15 protein-coding genes are annotated in these 17,266 nt (G+C 65.6%); 13 read left to right on the forward strand and 2 right to left on the reverse strand.

All coding sequences use genetic code 11. The features are described from left to right. Positions 1–12: 12 nt before the first annotated feature. A complete protein-coding gene (locus LDO86_RS01640; protein WP_223993459.1) occupies positions 13–957 on the forward strand; it encodes an alpha/beta hydrolase in 945 nt (314 codons plus the stop codon). Between the two features lie 36 nt (positions 958–993). On the opposite strand, the gene LDO86_RS01645 is transcribed toward LDO86_RS01640, so the two are convergent. After that, positions 994–1,749 (reverse strand): FCD domain-containing protein, encoded by a 756-nt coding sequence (locus LDO86_RS01645; RefSeq protein ID WP_018770863.1) that lies wholly within the window; start codon positions 1,747–1,749, stop codon positions 994–996. Between the two features lie 137 nt (positions 1,750–1,886). On the opposite strand from LDO86_RS01645, the gene LDO86_RS01650 reads away from it, so the two are divergent. The 7 genes from LDO86_RS01650 to manD all read left to right on the forward strand — a co-directional run bounded on the left by LDO86_RS01650 (position 1,887) and on the right by manD (position 9,217). Then, positions 1,887–3,185: a sugar ABC transporter substrate-binding protein gene (locus LDO86_RS01650; RefSeq protein ID WP_018770862.1), complete on the forward strand. Its 1,299-nt coding sequence runs from the start codon at positions 1,887–1,889 to the stop codon at positions 3,183–3,185. Between the two features lie 95 nt (positions 3,186–3,280). Next, positions 3,281–4,234, forward strand: coding sequence for a sugar ABC transporter permease (locus tag LDO86_RS01655; protein WP_186447807.1), 954 nt, complete (start codon positions 3,281–3,283; stop codon positions 4,232–4,234). Beyond that, positions 4,231–5,109, forward strand: a complete 879-nt coding sequence (locus LDO86_RS01660) for a carbohydrate ABC transporter permease (protein WP_018770860.1) — start codon at positions 4,231–4,233, stop codon at positions 5,107–5,109. Before LDO86_RS01655 ends, LDO86_RS01660 begins: the two co-directional genes overlap by 4 nt. Before the next feature lie 9 nt (positions 5,110–5,118). Then, positions 5,119–6,267 (forward strand): galactonate dehydratase, encoded by a 1,149-nt coding sequence (dgoD, locus tag LDO86_RS01665; RefSeq protein ID WP_018770859.1) that lies wholly within the window; start codon positions 5,119–5,121, stop codon positions 6,265–6,267. Positions 6,268–6,272: 5 nt separating this feature from the next. Then, positions 6,273–6,956, forward strand: coding sequence for a bifunctional 4-hydroxy-2-oxoglutarate aldolase/2-dehydro-3-deoxy-phosphogluconate aldolase (locus LDO86_RS01670; RefSeq protein WP_051081422.1), 684 nt, complete (start codon positions 6,273–6,275; stop codon positions 6,954–6,956). Next, entirely contained in the window at positions 6,953–7,924 is a 972-nt protein-coding gene (locus tag LDO86_RS01675) for a sugar kinase (protein WP_018770857.1), read from the forward strand. Before LDO86_RS01670 ends, LDO86_RS01675 begins: the two co-directional genes overlap by 4 nt. 63 nt (positions 7,925–7,987) lie before the next feature. Continuing rightward, a complete protein-coding gene (gene manD, locus LDO86_RS01680; RefSeq protein ID WP_224084214.1) occupies positions 7,988–9,217 on the forward strand; it encodes a D-mannonate dehydratase ManD in 1,230 nt (409 codons plus the stop codon). Between the two features lie 77 nt (positions 9,218–9,294). Here manD and LDO86_RS01685 read toward each other — a convergent pair whose 3' ends face one another. Continuing rightward, positions 9,295–10,230, reverse strand: a complete 936-nt coding sequence (locus LDO86_RS01685) for a PaaX family transcriptional regulator C-terminal domain-containing protein (RefSeq protein ID WP_018772238.1) — start codon at positions 10,228–10,230, stop codon at positions 9,295–9,297. A gap of 177 nt (positions 10,231–10,407) precedes the next feature. Here LDO86_RS01685 and LDO86_RS01690 point away from each other — a divergent pair, with 177 nt between their 5' ends. From LDO86_RS01690 to LDO86_RS01710, 5 genes are all read left to right on the forward strand, one after another. Beyond that, positions 10,408–11,775 carry an MFS transporter gene (locus tag LDO86_RS01690; RefSeq protein WP_018772239.1) on the forward strand — a complete coding sequence of 456 codons (1,368 nt, stop codon included), beginning with the start codon at positions 10,408–10,410 and terminating at the stop codon, positions 11,773–11,775. A 28-nt stretch (positions 11,776–11,803) separates the two neighbouring features. Next, positions 11,804–13,549, forward strand: a complete 1,746-nt coding sequence (locus LDO86_RS01695; protein WP_018772240.1) for a CocE/NonD family hydrolase — start codon at positions 11,804–11,806, stop codon at positions 13,547–13,549. Next, entirely contained in the window at positions 13,546–14,013 is a 468-nt protein-coding gene (locus LDO86_RS01700) for a DUF3237 domain-containing protein (protein WP_018772241.1), read from the forward strand. The genes LDO86_RS01695 and LDO86_RS01700 overlap by 4 nt, the downstream gene beginning before the upstream one ends. A 170-nt stretch (positions 14,014–14,183) precedes the next feature. Beyond that, positions 14,184–15,005, forward strand: a complete 822-nt coding sequence (locus LDO86_RS01705; protein WP_018772242.1) for a class I SAM-dependent methyltransferase — start codon at positions 14,184–14,186, stop codon at positions 15,003–15,005. A gap of 865 nt (positions 15,006–15,870) precedes the next feature. After that, positions 15,871–16,929: an IS30 family transposase gene (locus LDO86_RS01710; protein ID WP_224084501.1), complete on the forward strand. Its 1,059-nt coding sequence runs from the start codon at positions 15,871–15,873 to the stop codon at positions 16,927–16,929. Positions 16,930–17,266 lie beyond the last annotated feature (337 nt).

Consider the following 17,266-nt stretch of genomic DNA (forward strand, 5'->3'; position numbering starts at 1 on the left):
ACAAAACCAGACGTGGCTTCCCCCGACGCCACCCCGGCCGGCCCACAGGGGGAGGCCGCCGCCGGTTTCGCTGAGTACCTGGCCAGCCCGGAAGGACCGCAGTTCCTTAACCCGGACGCCCTGCGCTCACCCGGGCCGGACGTCCCCATCCGCGCCGTGACGGCCGACGGCCGGCACGGGCCGGTGGCCATCCGGATCTACGGGGAACCAGCCGGCGCGGACAGCCCCGCCCTCGTGTGGCTGCACGGCGGCGGATTCGTCAGCGGCAGCGTGGATAGCCCGGAGTCGGATTACCTGGCGCGGGTGTTCGCGAACCAGGGCACGCCGGTGCTGTCCGTGGACTACCGGCTGGCCCGCGACGGCGTGTCCTTCCCCATCCCGCACGACGACGCCCTGGCCGGCTGGTTTTGGGCCCGGAAGAACGCCGAAAGCCTGGGGCTGGATCCGGACCTGCTCTGCCTGGGCGGTGCCGGTGCCGGTGGCAACCTGGCGGTGGGCGCCGCGCTCTACCTGATTGACGCCGGAAAGCCGCTGCCCGCCAAGCTCCTGCTGGCCTACCCCTTCCTGCACGCGGAACTCCCGCCGCCGGCCGGGGGACTGGATCAGCGGGTCATGGCCGGGCTGCCCCGGCACCTGCGGTTCACCGTGGAGGACTGCATCCGGACGGCCGAGAACTACGTGGGCGGCCCCGTCAGCATGGCATCGTCCTATGCGATGCCCGGCTACGCGGACCCTGCCGGACTGCCGCCCACGGCCTTGCTCGCCTGCGAGTACGACGACGCCCGCGGCTCCACAGAGCTGTTTGCTGCTGAGCTGGAACGCGCAGGGGTTCCGGTGTCCTGCTTCCTCGCCCAGGGCGCGGTCCACGGCCACCTCAACCACACCGCCGGCCTGCCGGAAGGGCAGGCGGCCCTGGATTTCCTGGCGGGTGAGCTGCTGGCAGTCCGGCGGGCGTAACGCTTCCGGCGTCCGCTGGTGCTGCCGGCACCTGGCTTACCCGGGGTTGGCCGCGCCGTCGTTGACGGAAGCATGGCTGCTGGACCAGATGTCACCCATCTCCTCGGTGGACTGCTCCACAATTCGGCTCATGGCGGCATGCGCGGCGGCTGCCTGGCCCCGCTGGATGGCGCTGGCCACATCCACGTGCATCTGCAGTGCCTCATGGTCCGGAAGATGGGGCATCAGGCCGTGCTGGGTCCGCCCCGCCAGCACTTCCGCCACGAGTTTATGCAGCTGCGAAAACATCAGGTTGCCGGAGGCGTTGAGGACAGCGGCATGGAATTCGATGTCCAGGCGCAGGAAATCCTCCTGGTCTCCCCGCTGCCCGGCGGCCCAAAGCCGGGCTGCCATGGAAACAAGGTCGCTGGCCTGGTCGAGTGAAGCGCGCTCGGCCGCGAGCCGGGCGGCCTGCGGCTCAATGGCGCCGCGCAGTTCATTCAGGGACCGCAACTGCTCCAGCCGCTTGGCCGAGGCCAGCCGCCACCGGATCACCTGGGGGTCATAGAGGTTCCAGCTGGCTTCCGGCTGAACCACCGTTCCCAGTCGGCGGCGCGATTCCAGCATGCCCATCGACGACAGGACACGGGTGGCCTCCCGGATCACGGAGCGGGACACCTTGTGCTGCGCCTCCAGCTCATCCAAGCGCAGGATCGAATTCGGGGCCAGCGTTCCCTCGGCAATGGCGAGCCCCAGGTTCTCGACCAGCGATGAATGCAGGTCTGGGGACAACGCCGCCTTTGGGATGGTCATGAATAAATCATATGGGGGCATGGCAAGGTCTTGTATATGTCTGCCTTATTTGTTTATGCTCGCTGAACACAACAGACGTAACGAGGCGTCTGTCACCCGCCCGCGAAGCTGCGGGCCTGAAGGCAAAGGAAGTCGTAATGAAGCGGCATTCAATTGTGAAGTACGCGGCAATTGCCGCAGCGATGTCGCTGGGGCTGACCGCCTGCAGCGGCGGCGGAGGCGGCAGCGACCAGGCCAAGCAGTCCGGCACCGTCCGTGTCACCCTGGCCAACCACGTGTGGACCGAGGGCATCAAGGCCGCGATTCCGGAATTCGAGAAGTCCAGCGGGCTCAAGGTGGAGCTGACCCAGCTCGGCGAGGACCAGCTCTCCGACCAGTACAACGTCAAGCTCAACGCAGGCAGCGACGAGATCGACGTGATGATGTACCGCCCGCTGCAGGAAGGCAAGGCTTTTGCCAAGAACGCTTACCTTGCGGACCTGACCAAGAACGTCTCATCGGACTCGGGCTGGGACTGGAAGGATTACCAGGAGGGCCCGGTCAAGGCCACCACCGTTGACGGCAAGGTGGTTGGTGTTCCGATCATCACCGAGCGCGAAGTCCTGTACTACCGCAAGGACCTGCTGCAGGCCGCAGGCCTCCAGGTCCCCAAGACCATGGAGGAACTGGAAGCGGCGGCCAAGGCCATCAAGGCGTCCTCCCCTGACACCGCAGGCTTCGTGGCCCGCACCGGCAAGTCCGCCGCGGTGACCCAGTTCTCCAGCTTCCTGTACAGCTTTGGCGGCGACTTCATGGACTCCAGCGGCAAGGCCACTGTCAACACCGACGCCGCCAAGAAGGCCTACGCCTACTACGGCGGCCTGATCCGCAACTACGGTCCCGCCAACGTCAGCACGGACATGAGCTGGCCGGAGGCGATGGCCATCTTCACCCAGGGCGGTGCCGCCTTCTACACGGAGGCAGATTCGCTCTACAAGAACGCCACCGACCCCGCCAAGTCCAAGGTTGCGGACAAGGTTGGATTCGCTGCGCTGCCTGCCGGTCCCGCCGGTTCCAAGCCGTACAACATCCCCTCCTGGGCGCTGGGCGTGAACCAGAACTCCAGCAACCAGGACAACGCCTGGAAGTTCATCCAGTGGGCAACCAGCAAGGAACGCACCCTGGCAGCCCAGAAGGCCGGCGTCCCGGGCCCGCGCACCTCCGTCTGGTCCAACCCTGACGGAACCTCCACCTACCCGAAGGACCTTGCCGACGCGATCTCCGCCAGCGCCAAGAACGGCGTGGGCCACGACCGGCCCGAGGTTGTCACCGTAGGCAAGGCACGCGAAATCGTGGGCGCCCCGATTGTCGCCACCATCACCGGCGGGGACGCCGCCGCAGCGGCAAACGACGCCCAGACTGCTTTCCAGACCTTCCTGGACAGCGAAAAGAAGTAGGACACCGGGCGCCTATCGCGCACCAACATCCCGCCGGGACGGCCCATGGCCGTCCCGGCGCGGCCCACTTCACCCCCAAACTCCTTAGGTGAACCATGTCTGTATTGAACCCTCCCCGCAGCGCCCGCACCCGCCGGCCCGGTGGCCCCGCCGGTGCCGGGGGGAACTTTTCCGCCTGGGCCAACCGGCACCGAAAGTGGCTCTTCGCGGCACCGGCAATGATCTTCGTCGGCGTCCTGATCATCTTTCCGCTGGCCTGGACCGTGTACCTCAGCCTCACCGACTCCCAGGGATCCGTGCGGGCCGCAACGGAGTTCATCGGGCTGCAGAACTACATCACGGTCCTCAGCGATACCGAGCGTTTCTGGCCCGCCGTGGGCCGCACCCTTTCCTTCACCGGCGTCGCCCTGGCCTTCGAAGTGGTGCTGGGCATGGGCGTGGCGCTGCTTCTGTGGCGGCCCTTCCGGGGTGAAAAGTGGGTCCGGGTGGCCATCCTGCTGCCGCTCGTGGCCACGCCCGTAGCGGTGGGCATGATGTGGCGGCTGATCTTCGATCCCAACATCGGCTTCGTCAACCAGCTCCTGGGCATGGTGGGCATTCCGCCCCAGCCGTGGCTGTCCGGCCAGGACACCGCCCTGGGCACCACCATCTTCATGGACGTGTGGCAGTGGACCCCCATGGTGGTCCTGATCCTGCTGGCCGGGCTGACCTCGCTGTCCGACGAACCGGACGAGGCCGCCCGCGTGGACGGCGCCAACGCCTTCCAGCGGTTCTTCTACATCACGCTGCCCCTCATGATGCCCACCGTGATCGTGGCCATCCTGCTGCGCGGCATCGATGCGCTGAAGACCTTCGACATCCTTTACGCCACCAAGGGCAAGGGCGGCGGCTCGTTCCACGAAGTGGAGACGCTGAACGTCTACGCCTACGGACTCAGCTTCGACTACAACCAGTACGGGCTTTCCTCGGCGGTGCTGATCCTGTTCTTCATGATCATCATCGGCTCCATGTGGCTGCTCACCATGCGCAAGAAAGCGGTAAGCAAATGACCGTCATGACAGATTCCGCCGCCACCGCCGCGGACCGCCGGCCCCCGCGCCGCCGCAAGCCCCTGGCCACGCGCGCCTACAAGGTGTTCCGGGTCGTCGCCCTCATCCTTGTGGTGCTGTTCCTGCTTGCGCCGCTCTTCTGGATGCTGCTGGCATCGCTGAAGACCAACGTGGATATCTACGACACCGGCAAGGCGTTCCTGTTCTCGCCCACCATCGAGAACTACGCCAACGTGCTGCAGCGCAACAACTACTTCGTGTTCATCTTCAACAGCTTCTGGGTTGCCTTCGTCTCCACCGCGCTGTCAATCGTCCTCGGCGTCCCGGCTGCCTACGCCATGAGCCGGTTCACCATGCACCGCTCGGCGCTGGTGGTCCTGATGGCCCGGGTCATTCCCGGCGTCTCACTCCTGGTGCCTTGGTACTACGTCTTCTCCAACCTGCGGATGGTGGGGAAGTTCGAGGTGCTGATCCTCAGCCACATGTTCGTGGCCCTCCCGCTGATCGTGTACATCATGATGAGCTACTTCGACTCGCTGCCCCTGGAGCTGGAGGAATCAGCCGAAGTGGACGGGCTTACGCCGATCGGTGCGTTCCGGCTGATCACGCTTCCGCTGGCGGTGTCCGGCATCGCCACAGCCGGCATCCTGTCCTTTATCTTCTCCTGGAACAACTTCATGTTCGCGCTGGTGCTCTCCGGCTCCAAGACCAAGACCCTGCCGGTGGCGATCTTCGACTTCGTCTCCTACGCCAGCATCGACTGGGGCGGGCTGATGGCCGCGGCGACTGTTGTCACCATCCCCATCATGATCATTGCGCTCTTCACGCAGAAGTACATCGTCTCCGGCCTGACCGCCGGCGCCACCAAGGGTTAGGACCGCGGCGTGACCGTCATCAGCCGGATCGAAACATTCCTTGTTCCACCCCGCTGGCTCTTTGTCCGGGTCGAGACCGAAAGCGGCATCGTGGGGTGGGGCGAGGCCACCTGCGAGGGACGCAGCGAGACGGTGCGCGCCGCCGTCGGGCAACTCTCGGAGCTGCTCATCGGACGGGACGCCCTCCGGATCGAAGACCACTGGCAGGTGATGACCAAGGGGTCCTTCTACCGGGGCGGACCCATCCTTGCCAGTGCCGTCTCCGGCCTGGACCAGGCGCTGTGGGACATCGCGGGCAAGCACTTCAACACTCCGGTGCACCAGCTGCTGGGCGGCCACGTCCGCGACCGCATCCGGATGTACGGCTGGGTGGGCGGCGACGAGCCGAACGAGGTGGCGGACCAGATCAGCGCCCAGCTGGACGTGGGCCTCACTGCCGTCAAAATGAACGCCAGCGGACGGATGAGCCCGGTGGCGTCGGTGGCAGAGATCGACGGCGTCATCCGCCGTGTTGCCGCGGCCCGGCAGGTCCTGGGCGACCACCGGGACGTCGCCGTTGACTTCCACGGCCGGTTCAGCCTGGCCAACGCCAGGCGGGTGGCCCCCTTGCTGGAACCCTTCCGGCCCTTCTTCCTCGAAGAGCCCGTGGTGCCGGAAAACACCCACCTGCTCCGGGAATTCACCGCGTCCACCACCACCCCGGTGTCCACGGGGGAGCGGCTGTACAGCCGGCAGGAGTTCCTGCCGGCGCTGCAGGCGGGCATCGCGGTGGCCCAGCCGGACCTCTCCCATGCCGGCGGCATCACCGAGGTCCGGAAGATCGCGGCCCTGGCCGAGGTCTACGAAGTCCAGCTGGCACCGCACTGCCCGCTGGGACCGCTGGCGCTGGCCGCCTGCCTCCAGGTGGGCTTCGCCACGCCCAACTTCCTCATCCAGGAACAAAGCATCGGCATCCACTACAACCAGGGCGCCGAAGTCCTGGACTACGTGGTGGACAAGACGCCGTTCAAGTTCGTAAACGGCCACATCGAGCGTCTCACCGGGCCCGGACTGGGCGTCGAAATCGACGAGGCCGTGGTGCGGGCAGCGGACAAGCGCGGCCATGCCTGGCGCGGACCTGTGTGGCGCCACCCCGACGGATCCTTCGCAGAATGGTGAATCCCATGACATCCCAAAATCCAGCCGTCACCTCCGCCGGCCTGCTGGCCGGCATCCGGCAGTCGCGGCTTGTCGGCATTGTCCGCGGGAACGACGGCGGTGCTGCCGCCAAGGCGGCGCTGGCCGCCATGGAGGTAGGCTTCCGGTACGTGGAGATCGCCCTCACCACGCCCAACGCGCTGGAGGCAATCCGCGAGGTCCGCGCGGCTGCGCCGGCCGGCTGCCTGGTGGGCGCCGGCACCGTCCTGAGCGAGGCCGACGTCGAACACGTCACCGCTGCCGGCGGCCAGTTCATCGTCACCCCCTCCCTTGCCCCCTCCATCAGCGAGGCGGCCAGTGCCGGCATCCCGGTCCTGGCCGGCGCGCTGACCCCCACCGAGGCCTATGAGGCGATGGAACGCGGTGCCACCGCCATCAAGCTTTTCCCGGCATCGATCGGCGGGCCCGGCTACCTGAAGGCAGTCCGCGATCCCTTCCCGGACATCCCCTTCATCGCCGTGGGCGGCGTGGGCCTCGGCGAGGCGGCCGGGTACTGGGAAGCCGGGGCGATCGCCGTCGGCCTGGGCGGTCCGCTGTTCGGCAGCGCAGCCTCCGGCGGCGACCTCACGGAAATGCGGGAACGTGCCCGCAGCTTCGTGGCCCTTGCGGCCGAATTTGCTGCCCGTGCCGGAACCGGGACCCCTTCATGAGCGTTTGCCTGCTGACCTTCGGCGAGTCCATGGTCTCACTCCGCGCCGGCGGCCCCCTGGCGAACGGCGGCACCCTGAACATGCAGGTGGCGGGGGCAGAATCGAACGTTGCCATCGGCGTCGCACGGCTTGGCCACAGCGCTGCCTGGGCCGGGGCAGTGGGCGCGGACCCGCACGGCGAGTTCATCGTGAAGCAACTGCGCGGCGAAGGCGTCCAGCTGAACCACACCGTGCATGCGGACCGGAGCACCGGGGTGATGTTCCTGGAGCAGCGCACCGCCGACCTCAGCCGGGCTTTCTACTACCGCGCCGGATCGGCGGGAGCCACCATCTCCCGCGGCCAGGTTGCTGCGGCCCTGGATGGCGGAACACGGATCCTCCACCTGACCGGCATCACCCCGGCACTCAGTCCAGAAGCGCGGGACGCGGTGGAGTACGCCGCGGAACGGGCAGCGGCTGAAGGCGTGGTGGTCTCCCTGGACGTGAACTACCGGAGCAAGCTTTGGTCCCGGGACCAGGCGGGAGCCGTGCTCGGCCCCCTGGCCCGGCACGCCACCATCGTCATAGCGTCCGACGACGAACTCGACCTCGTTGCCGTCCCGCGGGATGGGAGCGGGGAGGCCACGTCCCCGGCCGATGAGGCCCGTGCGGCCGTGCACCTGTTGGAGCTGGGGGTCAGCGAGGTGGTGGTGAAGCGCGGCGCCGCGGGGGCCGCGGTCCATACAGCCGACGGCCTTCTTGAAGCTCCGGCCATCCCGGTGACGTGCGTGGACACTGTGGGGGCCGGGGACGCGTTCACCGCCGGTTACCTTTCCGCCCTGCTCGACGGCGAAGACGTCGCCGGCCGACTCAAGCGCGGCATCCTCGCCGGTGCTTTCGCCGTCAGCACCCGCGGTGACTGGGAGGGCCTGCCCCGCCGCGAAGAACTTGCGCTGCTCGACGCAGCCCGGGGCAGCACCCAGCGCTGACACCTTTGTCCCACCCCAACGGGAAATTCCCATCAACCCAAAGCCCCTACCCGAAAGCCAGCTGTGAAGATTATTGCCGCGGAAGTGTTTGTGACCAGCCCCACCCGGAACTTCGTGACCCTCCGGATCACGACTGAGGATGGTGTGACCGGGATTGGTGATGCCACCCTGAACGGCCGCGAGCTGGCTGTGGCCGCCTACCTGAAGGAACATGTGGCGCAGTTGCTCATTGGCAAGGATCCGCACCGGATTGAGGATACGTGGCAGTTCCTGTACCGGAGTGCGTATTGGCGGCGGGGTCCGGTGACGATGGCGGCGATCGCTGCGGTGGATATGGCGTTGTGGGATATCAAGGGCAAGGTGGCCGGGTTGCCGGTGTACCAGTTGCTCGGTGGTGCGTCGCGGAACGGGTTGCGGGCGTATGGGCATGCTTCGGGTGCGGATATTGAGTCGTTGTTTGATTCGGTGCGGGAGCATCTGGAGTTGGGGTACAAGTCGATCCGGATCCAGACGGCGATCCCGGGGATCAAGGCCGTGTATGGGGTGGCGGCGCAGGCGCAGGCGTCGGGGGAGCGGTATGACTATGAGCCGGCCGGGCGGGGTGCGTTCCCGCAGGAGGAGGACTGGGATACCCGGGCGTATCTGCGGCACCTGCCCACGGTCTTCGAGGCGGTGCGGAACGAGTTCGGCCCGGAGATCCCGTTGCTGCATGACGGGCATCACCGGATGACGCCGATCCAGGCGGCGAAGCTGGGCAAGGCGCTGGAGCCGTATGACTTGTTCTGGCTGGAGGACTGCACGCCGGCGGAGAACCAGGAGGGGCTGCGCCTGGTGCGGCAGCACACCACCACGCCGTTGGCGATCGGGGAGATCTTCAATACGGTGTTTGACTTCCAGACGCTGATCAAGGAGCAGTTGATTGATTATGTGCGGGCGGCGTCCACGCATTTCGGTGGGATCAGTCCGTTGAAGAAGGTGATGGATTTCGCGGCGCAGTACCAGATCAAGTCCGGTTTCCACGGTCCGACCGATATTTCCCCGGTGGGCTTCGCGGCGCAGCTGCACGTGGGGTTGGCGATCCATAACTACGGGATCCAGGAGTACATGCAGCACTCGGCCAAGACCAACGAGGTCTTCGAGCAGTCCATGACGTTCGTGGATGGGTACCTGCACCCGGGCGACAAACCGGGCATCGGCGTCGAATTCAACGAAGAAGCCGCCGCGGCCTACCCCTACCAGCAGGCCTACCTGCCCTACAACCGCCTCGTCGACGGCACCGTCCACGACTGGTAAGACCGCCACGACTGGTAAGGACCGCCACGACGCGTGAGGCTGGCCACGACCTGCAAGCCGCTGCTTGCGGGGGCGCCCTAACCCTTGAGCCGGAAGGCCCGGCTCTCCCCGGCGAGTTCGGGGGCGAGCCGGGCTACCGTCTCCTCCGCGTAGGAGGCAGCCCTCTCCATCAGTGAGTTGTAGAGGGTGACGAAAATCCGGCGCGCCTCGAACAGTGGAAAATCGTGGGGCAACAGGTCCGGAGGCAAGCCCGGGTCCTCCCAGGGGAAAGCGCGCCACGCATCCATCACCTCGGTCCTCAGCCGGAAGGCCTCCTCCCCGCTCAGGCGCTGGGCGTCAAGTGTCTGGGCCTTCCCACGGTAGGCATCGATAAAGGGTGCGTACTGCCCGCGGAGTTCGTCCAGGTCCCAGGCCTCGATCAACGGCCGGCCGCGTAGTTCCTCCTCAGGCGTGCGGAAGATGGCATAGTTGTCCACGCCCAGATGCCGGCAGGAGTCCTCCAGATCCTGCACCGTGTCCCACGCGGAAACCCAGACCGCGCCGTACAGCGGAGCGAAACCAAGCCACTTGAGCCGGCTGCGGAGCAGGTCACGCACCTCCCTGGAACTCTCGGGAACGGTGAAGGCCATGACAGTCCACATTCTGTCCCACCGGCGGTCCTCGGAACCGAAACCACTGACCTGGCCCACACCCACGTCGAGGCGGGCCTGGGCTTCCGGCGTGAAGCGGTAACGGGACGTTCGTCCCGCGCTCGACTGTTCCAGCACCCCGCGTCCGGCCAGGCGGCTCAGCGCCGTAGAGGCGGCCGACGCGCTGACGCCCAGTGCTCCCGCCAGGGCCACGATCAGTCGTGAGGGCAGCCATCCGGTGTACTCCCGCCAATAGTCCGCCATCATCGTCACCACCAGGTGCTGGGAAGCGGATCCCTTCAACGGCCGCGGGAAATTGACCTGCTCGGCGGCAACGCGGTGTGCGGCGGGGTCGCCGGAGTGGACGTGGAGGTTGCTGGTCACGGTCCATCTTCTCAGGAGGAGAGGGAACGGCAAATTGAACCTTGCAGTTTTCTTGACGGCCGTTGCGATAAGCGCATAATATCTATCCAAGTGATCCGGCCCACCCCCCGCGCCGGTAGCTTTTCCCGCCGCAGGAGCGAGTCAGGCCCTGCTTCAAAACTTTCCAGGAGATCCGCAATGACCGCAGGTCCCGGTCCGCTGACGCCGTTGTCACCGGACACCGTTTCCGTCCCCGCCACAGCTTCCAAGGGCAACGCCAACGCCCGCCGTGCCGCTGCCGCAAGCTTCATTGGCAGCACCCTCGAGTACTACGACTTCTTCATCTACGGCTCTGCTTCGGCGTTGATATTCAACAAAATCTTCTTTCCCGGCATCGACCCATCCCTGGGCATGGTCCTTTCCATGGCCACGATCGGCATCGGCTACGTGGTGCGGCCCCTGGCCGCCGGCGTGATTGGCCACTTTGGTGACCGCATAGGCCGCCGCCAGATGCTGGTCCTGACCCTGGTCCTCATGGGAGTCGCCACGTTCCTGATCGGCTGCCTTCCGCCCGTGTCGGTGATCGGCGCCGCCGCCCCGATCCTGCTGGTACTCCTGCGCGCACTGCAGGGGGCTTCGGCCGCCGGCGAGTCCGTGGGTGCCGTGACCATGACCATGGAACACGCCCCTACCCACAGGAGGGCCTTCTACGCCAGCTGGGTCAACACGGGAGCGGTGGCCGGCATCATGCTGGCGTCGCTCGCGTTCCTTGCGGTATCGCTGCTGCCGCAGGACGATTTGCTCGCATGGGGATGGCGCCTGCCGTTCCTTGCCAGCATCCTGGTTGTCGTGGTGGGCCTGTACATCAGGCTCCGCCTCCCGGAATCGGAAGTGTTCGAGGCCGCCAAGGAATCTGCGGGCGCCCAGGAACTGCCCATCAAGGTGGTCCTGCGCGACCATTGGGCCACCATCCTCAAGGTGATCCTGTTCGGTCTCTGGAGCGTCGTTTCCTCGGTGTTCGCGGCCTTCGGTCTTGCCTACGCCGGCAAGCTCGGAGTCCCCGCGGCCGTCATGCTCACCGTCACTATCGTCACCGCGGCCCTGGGCATCGTCGTCCAGCCGTACGCAGGCATCCTGGCCGACCGGATCGGACGTAAACCGGTGTTCATCACCGGCAACATCGTCTGCGCGGCGTCGGTGTTCGCGTTCTTCTGGTCGATCAGCGCCGGCTCCATCCCGCTGATCTTTGCCACGGCCATCCTCTTCATGACCGTCGGCTACGGCATGGTCAACCCGCTTGGCCCATCCATGACCGCGGAAATGTTCGAAACCAGGATCCGCTACACCGGAGCTGCCACTGCCTCCCAGCTGGGGCTCGTCGTCACCGGCTTTGCTCCCGCCATTGCCGCCGCCATCGTCCAGCCCGGCCCTGACGGGTGGCTGCCCGTTGCCTTTTTCACGGCCGCCTGCTGCCTCGTCTCCGCCGTCGTGACCGCCGTGTGGGTCAAGGAGACCTACCGGACCCGGACCGAAGACCTCGGCAAGCAACCCGCCTCCGCGGCCTAGCACCCCCACCCAAACGAAAGGCACCCACGTGCGCTACCTTGTCGTCGTCGACGGCGATGTTGAAGCAACCATGACCGACGGAACCATCCTCCGGTCCACCGTCTACCGGCCGGACGCGCCGGATGAAACCTTCCCGGTGCTGCTCACGCGCACGCCCTACGGGCGGGACCTGGCGGTCAACTCGGCGTACTTCAATCCGCTGACCGTTGCGGCGGCCGGGTACGTGGTGGTGATGCAGGACTGCCGCGGCAGGTTCGGCTCGGACGGCAGGTTTGAGCCTTCGGTCAATGAAGCGTCCGACGGCGCCACAACAGTGGAGTGGGCCGCGCGCCTTCCGTGGTCCAACGGCAGGGTGGGCATGTGGGGCCGGTCCTACTTCGCGGAAACCCAGTGGCGTGCCGCCCGGTACGCTCCGGCCGGGCTCAAGGCCCTGGCGCCGGGGGTCTCGGCGGGCGGCAACGCCAACAACGGTGCGCTGTACAGGGGCGGTGCCCATGAGCTGGGCAGCCGCCTGGCCTGGGGGCACGCCTCGATTTCCCTGAATGAACTGATGCGGGAACATGCTGACGATCCCGAGCGGCGCGCGAAGGAGCTCCAGGAATGGCTTGCCCTGGACACTGGATTTGCCGATGGTTCCTGCTACGGAGTCCTCCCGCTGCGGGACCTGGAACCCAGGCTGGGCACCTTCCTTCGCAACGAGGTCACCCCGTCCGCGGGGGAGGGGCCGGGGAGTGATTTCTGCCGGTTGTGGGATGCCGCTTCCGATGCGGCGGTGCCGCTGCCAACGCTGCACATCGGCGGCTGGTTCGATATCTTCGCCCCGAACACGCTGGACCAGTACCGCCGCCAGGCGGTCCTCAGCAAGACCTTCCCCGGCATTGAACCCCGCCTCATCCTTGGCCCCTGGACACACACCAACCTCACGGGCGGGTACCCGGACATCCACTTCGGCGCAGCCGCGTCCTCCGGCATCGTCGATGGCCGCGGAGATCTGTCGTCCCTCCACACGGCCTGGTTCGACGCCGTCCTCAAGGAGGACGGAGCGGCCATCGCCGCGGTCCCCAAGGTGCTGCTGTATTTCCTGGGCGAGAACCGCTGGCGCGGCTTTGATGAACTGCCGGTTCCCGCCGGGCAGAGGTCGTGGTTCCTTTCCGCCGAGGGGGACCTGCTGGACCAGGCGGGTGTGGACGGAAACGTTGAGTACGCCTACGACCCCCTGGATCCCGTGCCCACTACGGGCGGGGCCACCATGCTCGCCGGCGCCTTTCCCGCGGGTCCGGCGCGGCAGGACGCCGTCGAGGCGCGCACCGACGTCGCCGTCTTCACCACGGAGCCCTTCACCGAAACCACCACCATCTTCGGTGCCGTCACCGCCACCTTGTTTGCATCTTCCAGTGCCGTGGACACGGACTGGGTGGTCCGGCTTTGCAGGGTGTCAGCGGACGGGGTTTCCCTGGGGATTGCCGACGGGATCGTCCGGGCGTCCTGGCGCGACGCGTACGCCGGTACCGGGCTCTTCGAGGAAGGGCATCCGCCGTCTCCCATCGAGCCAGGCCAGGTCTACGAGTACACCATCAGCCTTTGGGAGACGGCTCTGACTCTCGCCCCGGGGGAGCGCCTGCGCGTCCAGGTCACGTCGAGCTGCCACCCGCGCTGGGACCGCAACCTCAACACCGGCAAACTGGCCTACGAATCGGGAGTTGCCGTAACCGCCAACCAGCGCATCCATGTGGGCGCCTCCCACCCCAGCCGCCTGACAGTGGGCCTGCTGTGAGCGCACCTTTACGGCCGCGCCTGGAGTTCCTGACGGAGCTGAACGTAACGGTGGAAACACCCATTGATGTTGGGCCCGCCCCCACCGGCCACCGCAGGATCATACCGATCACCGGCGGAACGATGACGGGGCCCGCCCTCCGCGGCACGGTGCTGCCCGGCGGCGCGGATTTCCAGACCCTGCACAGCCCGGAACTCACCGAGCTTGATGCCCGCTACGTTGTCGAGGCGGAGGACGGGGCATTGATCCACGTGCACAACAGCGCCGTCCGGCACGGCTCAGCGGCCGATATCGCACGGCTGAACCGCGGTGAACCAGTGGATCCGGCCGCCATCTACTTCCGGTGTTCACTCCGGTTCTCCACGGCGTCCAGGGAATGGTCGTGGCTCAACCACGTGGTTGCCGTCGGTACCGGCGAGCGGTACCAGGACGCAGTGAGGATCGCCGTCTTCATCGTCCGCTGACGCCGTTACGGAAGGGTTGTCGTCCCCGGGCTCCATTCCTGCTCCGCGCCCCACAGCGGTTTCCCGAATGCACCCCGGCGGGGATGGCAGGCAGATGCGTGTGGACTAAACACGCCACCTGGCAAGGGCTTCCCGTTGACCCCGCCGTCACCCGGTGTGAGGATGGCGCCATGAATGAGGTTTCGGCCTTTTATACCGGCCCCGGTCAGCTTTTGGCGGCCATCAGTTCTGCCCTGGATGCGGCCGGCGTGGACCGTTCGGCGCTGCGGCCGGCCGACCTCGGTGCTGTCGACGAATTCCATATCCGTGGACGCAGGGCGACGCTGGAAATCATCGAAGCGCTCGGCCTTACTGCAGATTCCCAAGTGCTCGATCTCGGAAGCGGATTGGGCGGCCCCGCCCGGACGCTCGCCGAGATGACGGGGTGCACGGTGACAGGGGTGGACCTGACACCGGAGTTCTGCCAGGTAGCGACGGCGCTTTCGGAGTGGACAGGCTTGTCCGGCCGCACCCGCTTCCACGTTGGGGACGCCACAGCCACCGGCCTTCCGGACGAGTCTGTGGATGCTGCGATGACAGTGCATGTGGCGATGAACATCCCGGACAAGCACGCGCTGTATGCCGAGGCCTTCCGGGTCCTGCGGCCGGCCGGCAGGTTGGTGGTTTACGACGTGCTGCAGGGTGAAGGCGGGGAGGTGCATTACCCGGTGCCGTGGGCCGCTGACCCCTCAACGAGCTTTCCCGCGACCCTGGAGGACATGCGCCGTCTCCTCCCTTCGGCAGGTTTCGACGTCATCTCGGAGGTCGACTCCTCGGACGAAAGCCTTTCCTGGTTCCAGCACATGCGTGCCAAAATCCAGCGGGAAGGGCCAGCACCGGTGACCTTCGCGACCTTCCTTGGCGACAGCTTCGCACAGATGGCAGCCAACCAGGTGGCCAACCTCGCCGAGCGGCGCATCCGGACGGTCATGTTCGTGTGCTCGCGGCCGTGACTTGCGTGCGGGGCTCTGGCGCCCGGGTCTCATAGGTTCCGGCGGCCTTCAGCCTTTACTCGTAGCCGTGTGGTGCGGGGCTCCAGCCTTTGTGCGGTCCCTCGAAACCCTAGGGTTTCGAGGCAACTTTGTGTGTAGCGTATAGGGCACCCCGGGTTCTGTTGATCGAAGCAACACCCCAAACCAGGGAGTTCCTTCGATGTGTCAACAGTTCGATTCGCCCACCGGTGTCAGGTTTCTTGCTCTCATCAAGGAAGGCAAGAGTTTCAGACAATCAGTACGGGTGACCGGGATAGGTAAGGAGACCGGTTACCGGTGGCTGCGTGATGAGTACCTCCGATTCCGCAGCAAAGGCCTCAACCACGCAGCAGCCCAGGTCGAACTGGGATTCACCTCACGCAATGCCGAGAAATGGAACGAACGCTTCCTGAGAAGCTCCGGGCGCCATCACTTCCAAGTCGACCCAGCTGTTGAGGAAGCGTTCTGGTCCTCATACTCCACCGGCATGAGCGTATTGGCTGCTGCAACATCGGCAGGCGTAAAGCACACGACAGGGTACCGGTGGGTCTACCGTCGTTTCATCGCTCTGCGAAGTGGACTTCCGCTGGCAGAGGTTGTCGATGCGTTACGACTGTCCCCGGGGACAACCGTTAGATGGGAAGCCCAACGGAGAAAAGAACTGGAAGCCGAAAAAGCACGCCTGCTGAAAGCCGAGCGGGACGCAATCCGGACCGCGAGAATCGTCGCCGAGAGGGTTGCAGCTCCTTTGTCTCCAGCACAAAAGCGACGCGCGTTACGGGAGACACGATATTGGGAGTTGGTGAGCTCCGGTGCTTCCAATGCTGCCGCCTGCAGGATGTTGGGCATGAGCAGGGTTATCGGGACAAGGCTTCGGAACCAGAGAGCGCAACAGCCACGGGCCAGCCTCAAACCACCATCGGGCAGGTACTTGTGCCTGCGCGAAAGGCTTCAAATGGCGGACCTGCTCCGCATGGGATGTTCTCTACGGCAAATTGGGAGGGATCTGGGGAGGCATGCCTCGACCATCAAACGGGAGCTTGACCGGCACCGTGATCCCCGTGGGCGCTACTTGCCCCATATCGCCGATCACGAAGCGCGCAGCCAGCGACGTCGGCCGAGGGAGCGGAAATTGCACGCTAATCCACGCCTGCACGCAATGGTGCAAACAAAGCTAACCAGCCACTGGTCCCCGGAGCAGATCTGCGGGTGGTTGGCGCTGGAATTTCCCGCTGAACCTGGCCTGAGGCTCTGCCCGGAGACAATCTACCAGGCACTATTGTTCGGCGACCATGGCGGGCTAAGAACGGCTGGCAAGCCACGGCTGCGCACAGGGCGAAAGATCCGTAAGCACCGGTGGCGGACAGGATCCGGCCACGGATCGGTCGTGAAGAACATGACCATGATTAGTGAAAGACCGCCCGAGGTCGAGACCAAAGAAGAGGCCGGCCACTGGGAAGGTGACCTCATCGTGGGGGTTGGTTCCGCATCCGCTATGGTCACCTTACGGGAACGAAAGACCCACTACGGAATCATCATCAACCTCCCGCACGGACACACCGCAGCGCAGACCAACCAAGCGATCATCGCTGCCTTCTCAGCCTTGCCGGCTCACCTGAAGCAGACACTGACCTGGGATCAAGGCGTGGAAATGGCCCGTCATCAGGAATTAGCGGCCGCTACCGGACTGCGGATCTACTTCGCGGAGCGGTCCAGCCCCTGGCAACGCGGCGCGAATGAGAACTTTAATGGCCTCGCGCGCCAATACTTCCCAAAGGGTACGGATCTCTCCGTCCATTCAGAGGACCACGTCAAACAGGTCTGCGTAGAGCTGAACAGCAGGCCACGCAAAAGCCTCGGCTACCTCACTCCGGCAGCAATCTTTCAATTCTCGAAGGACGGATAGGCTCCCACGCCAAGAGCCTCCAGCTGCCGACTGGTGACGCCTCTCCCGCGTCCCGTCAGTCTGCCCCTATCCTCCGGTTCACAACGTGGGCTGCAGTGGCAGCATTCTTCAGTAGATCTTCAAGGCGGTTCCTAAAAGACTGTTCTGCGCCGAAGAACGTTCGGTCCGTCAAACGCCACCCGAAAGTGTCAAAAGCGCGTGCCTGAAGCTTGCACCCGTCATCGATTGCTGTCGCCGTAATCTCCAGGGCAACTGGAAGGACTTTCTCACTCGAAAGGAGGTTACCGAGGATCCTATAAACCCAACTAGAACCAGCATGGATACGTACTGCACCGCC

The sequence above is a fragment of the Arthrobacter sp. StoSoilB19 genome (assembly GCF_019977275.1).
Taxonomy (GTDB): Bacteria; Actinomycetota; Actinomycetes; order Actinomycetales; family Micrococcaceae; genus Arthrobacter.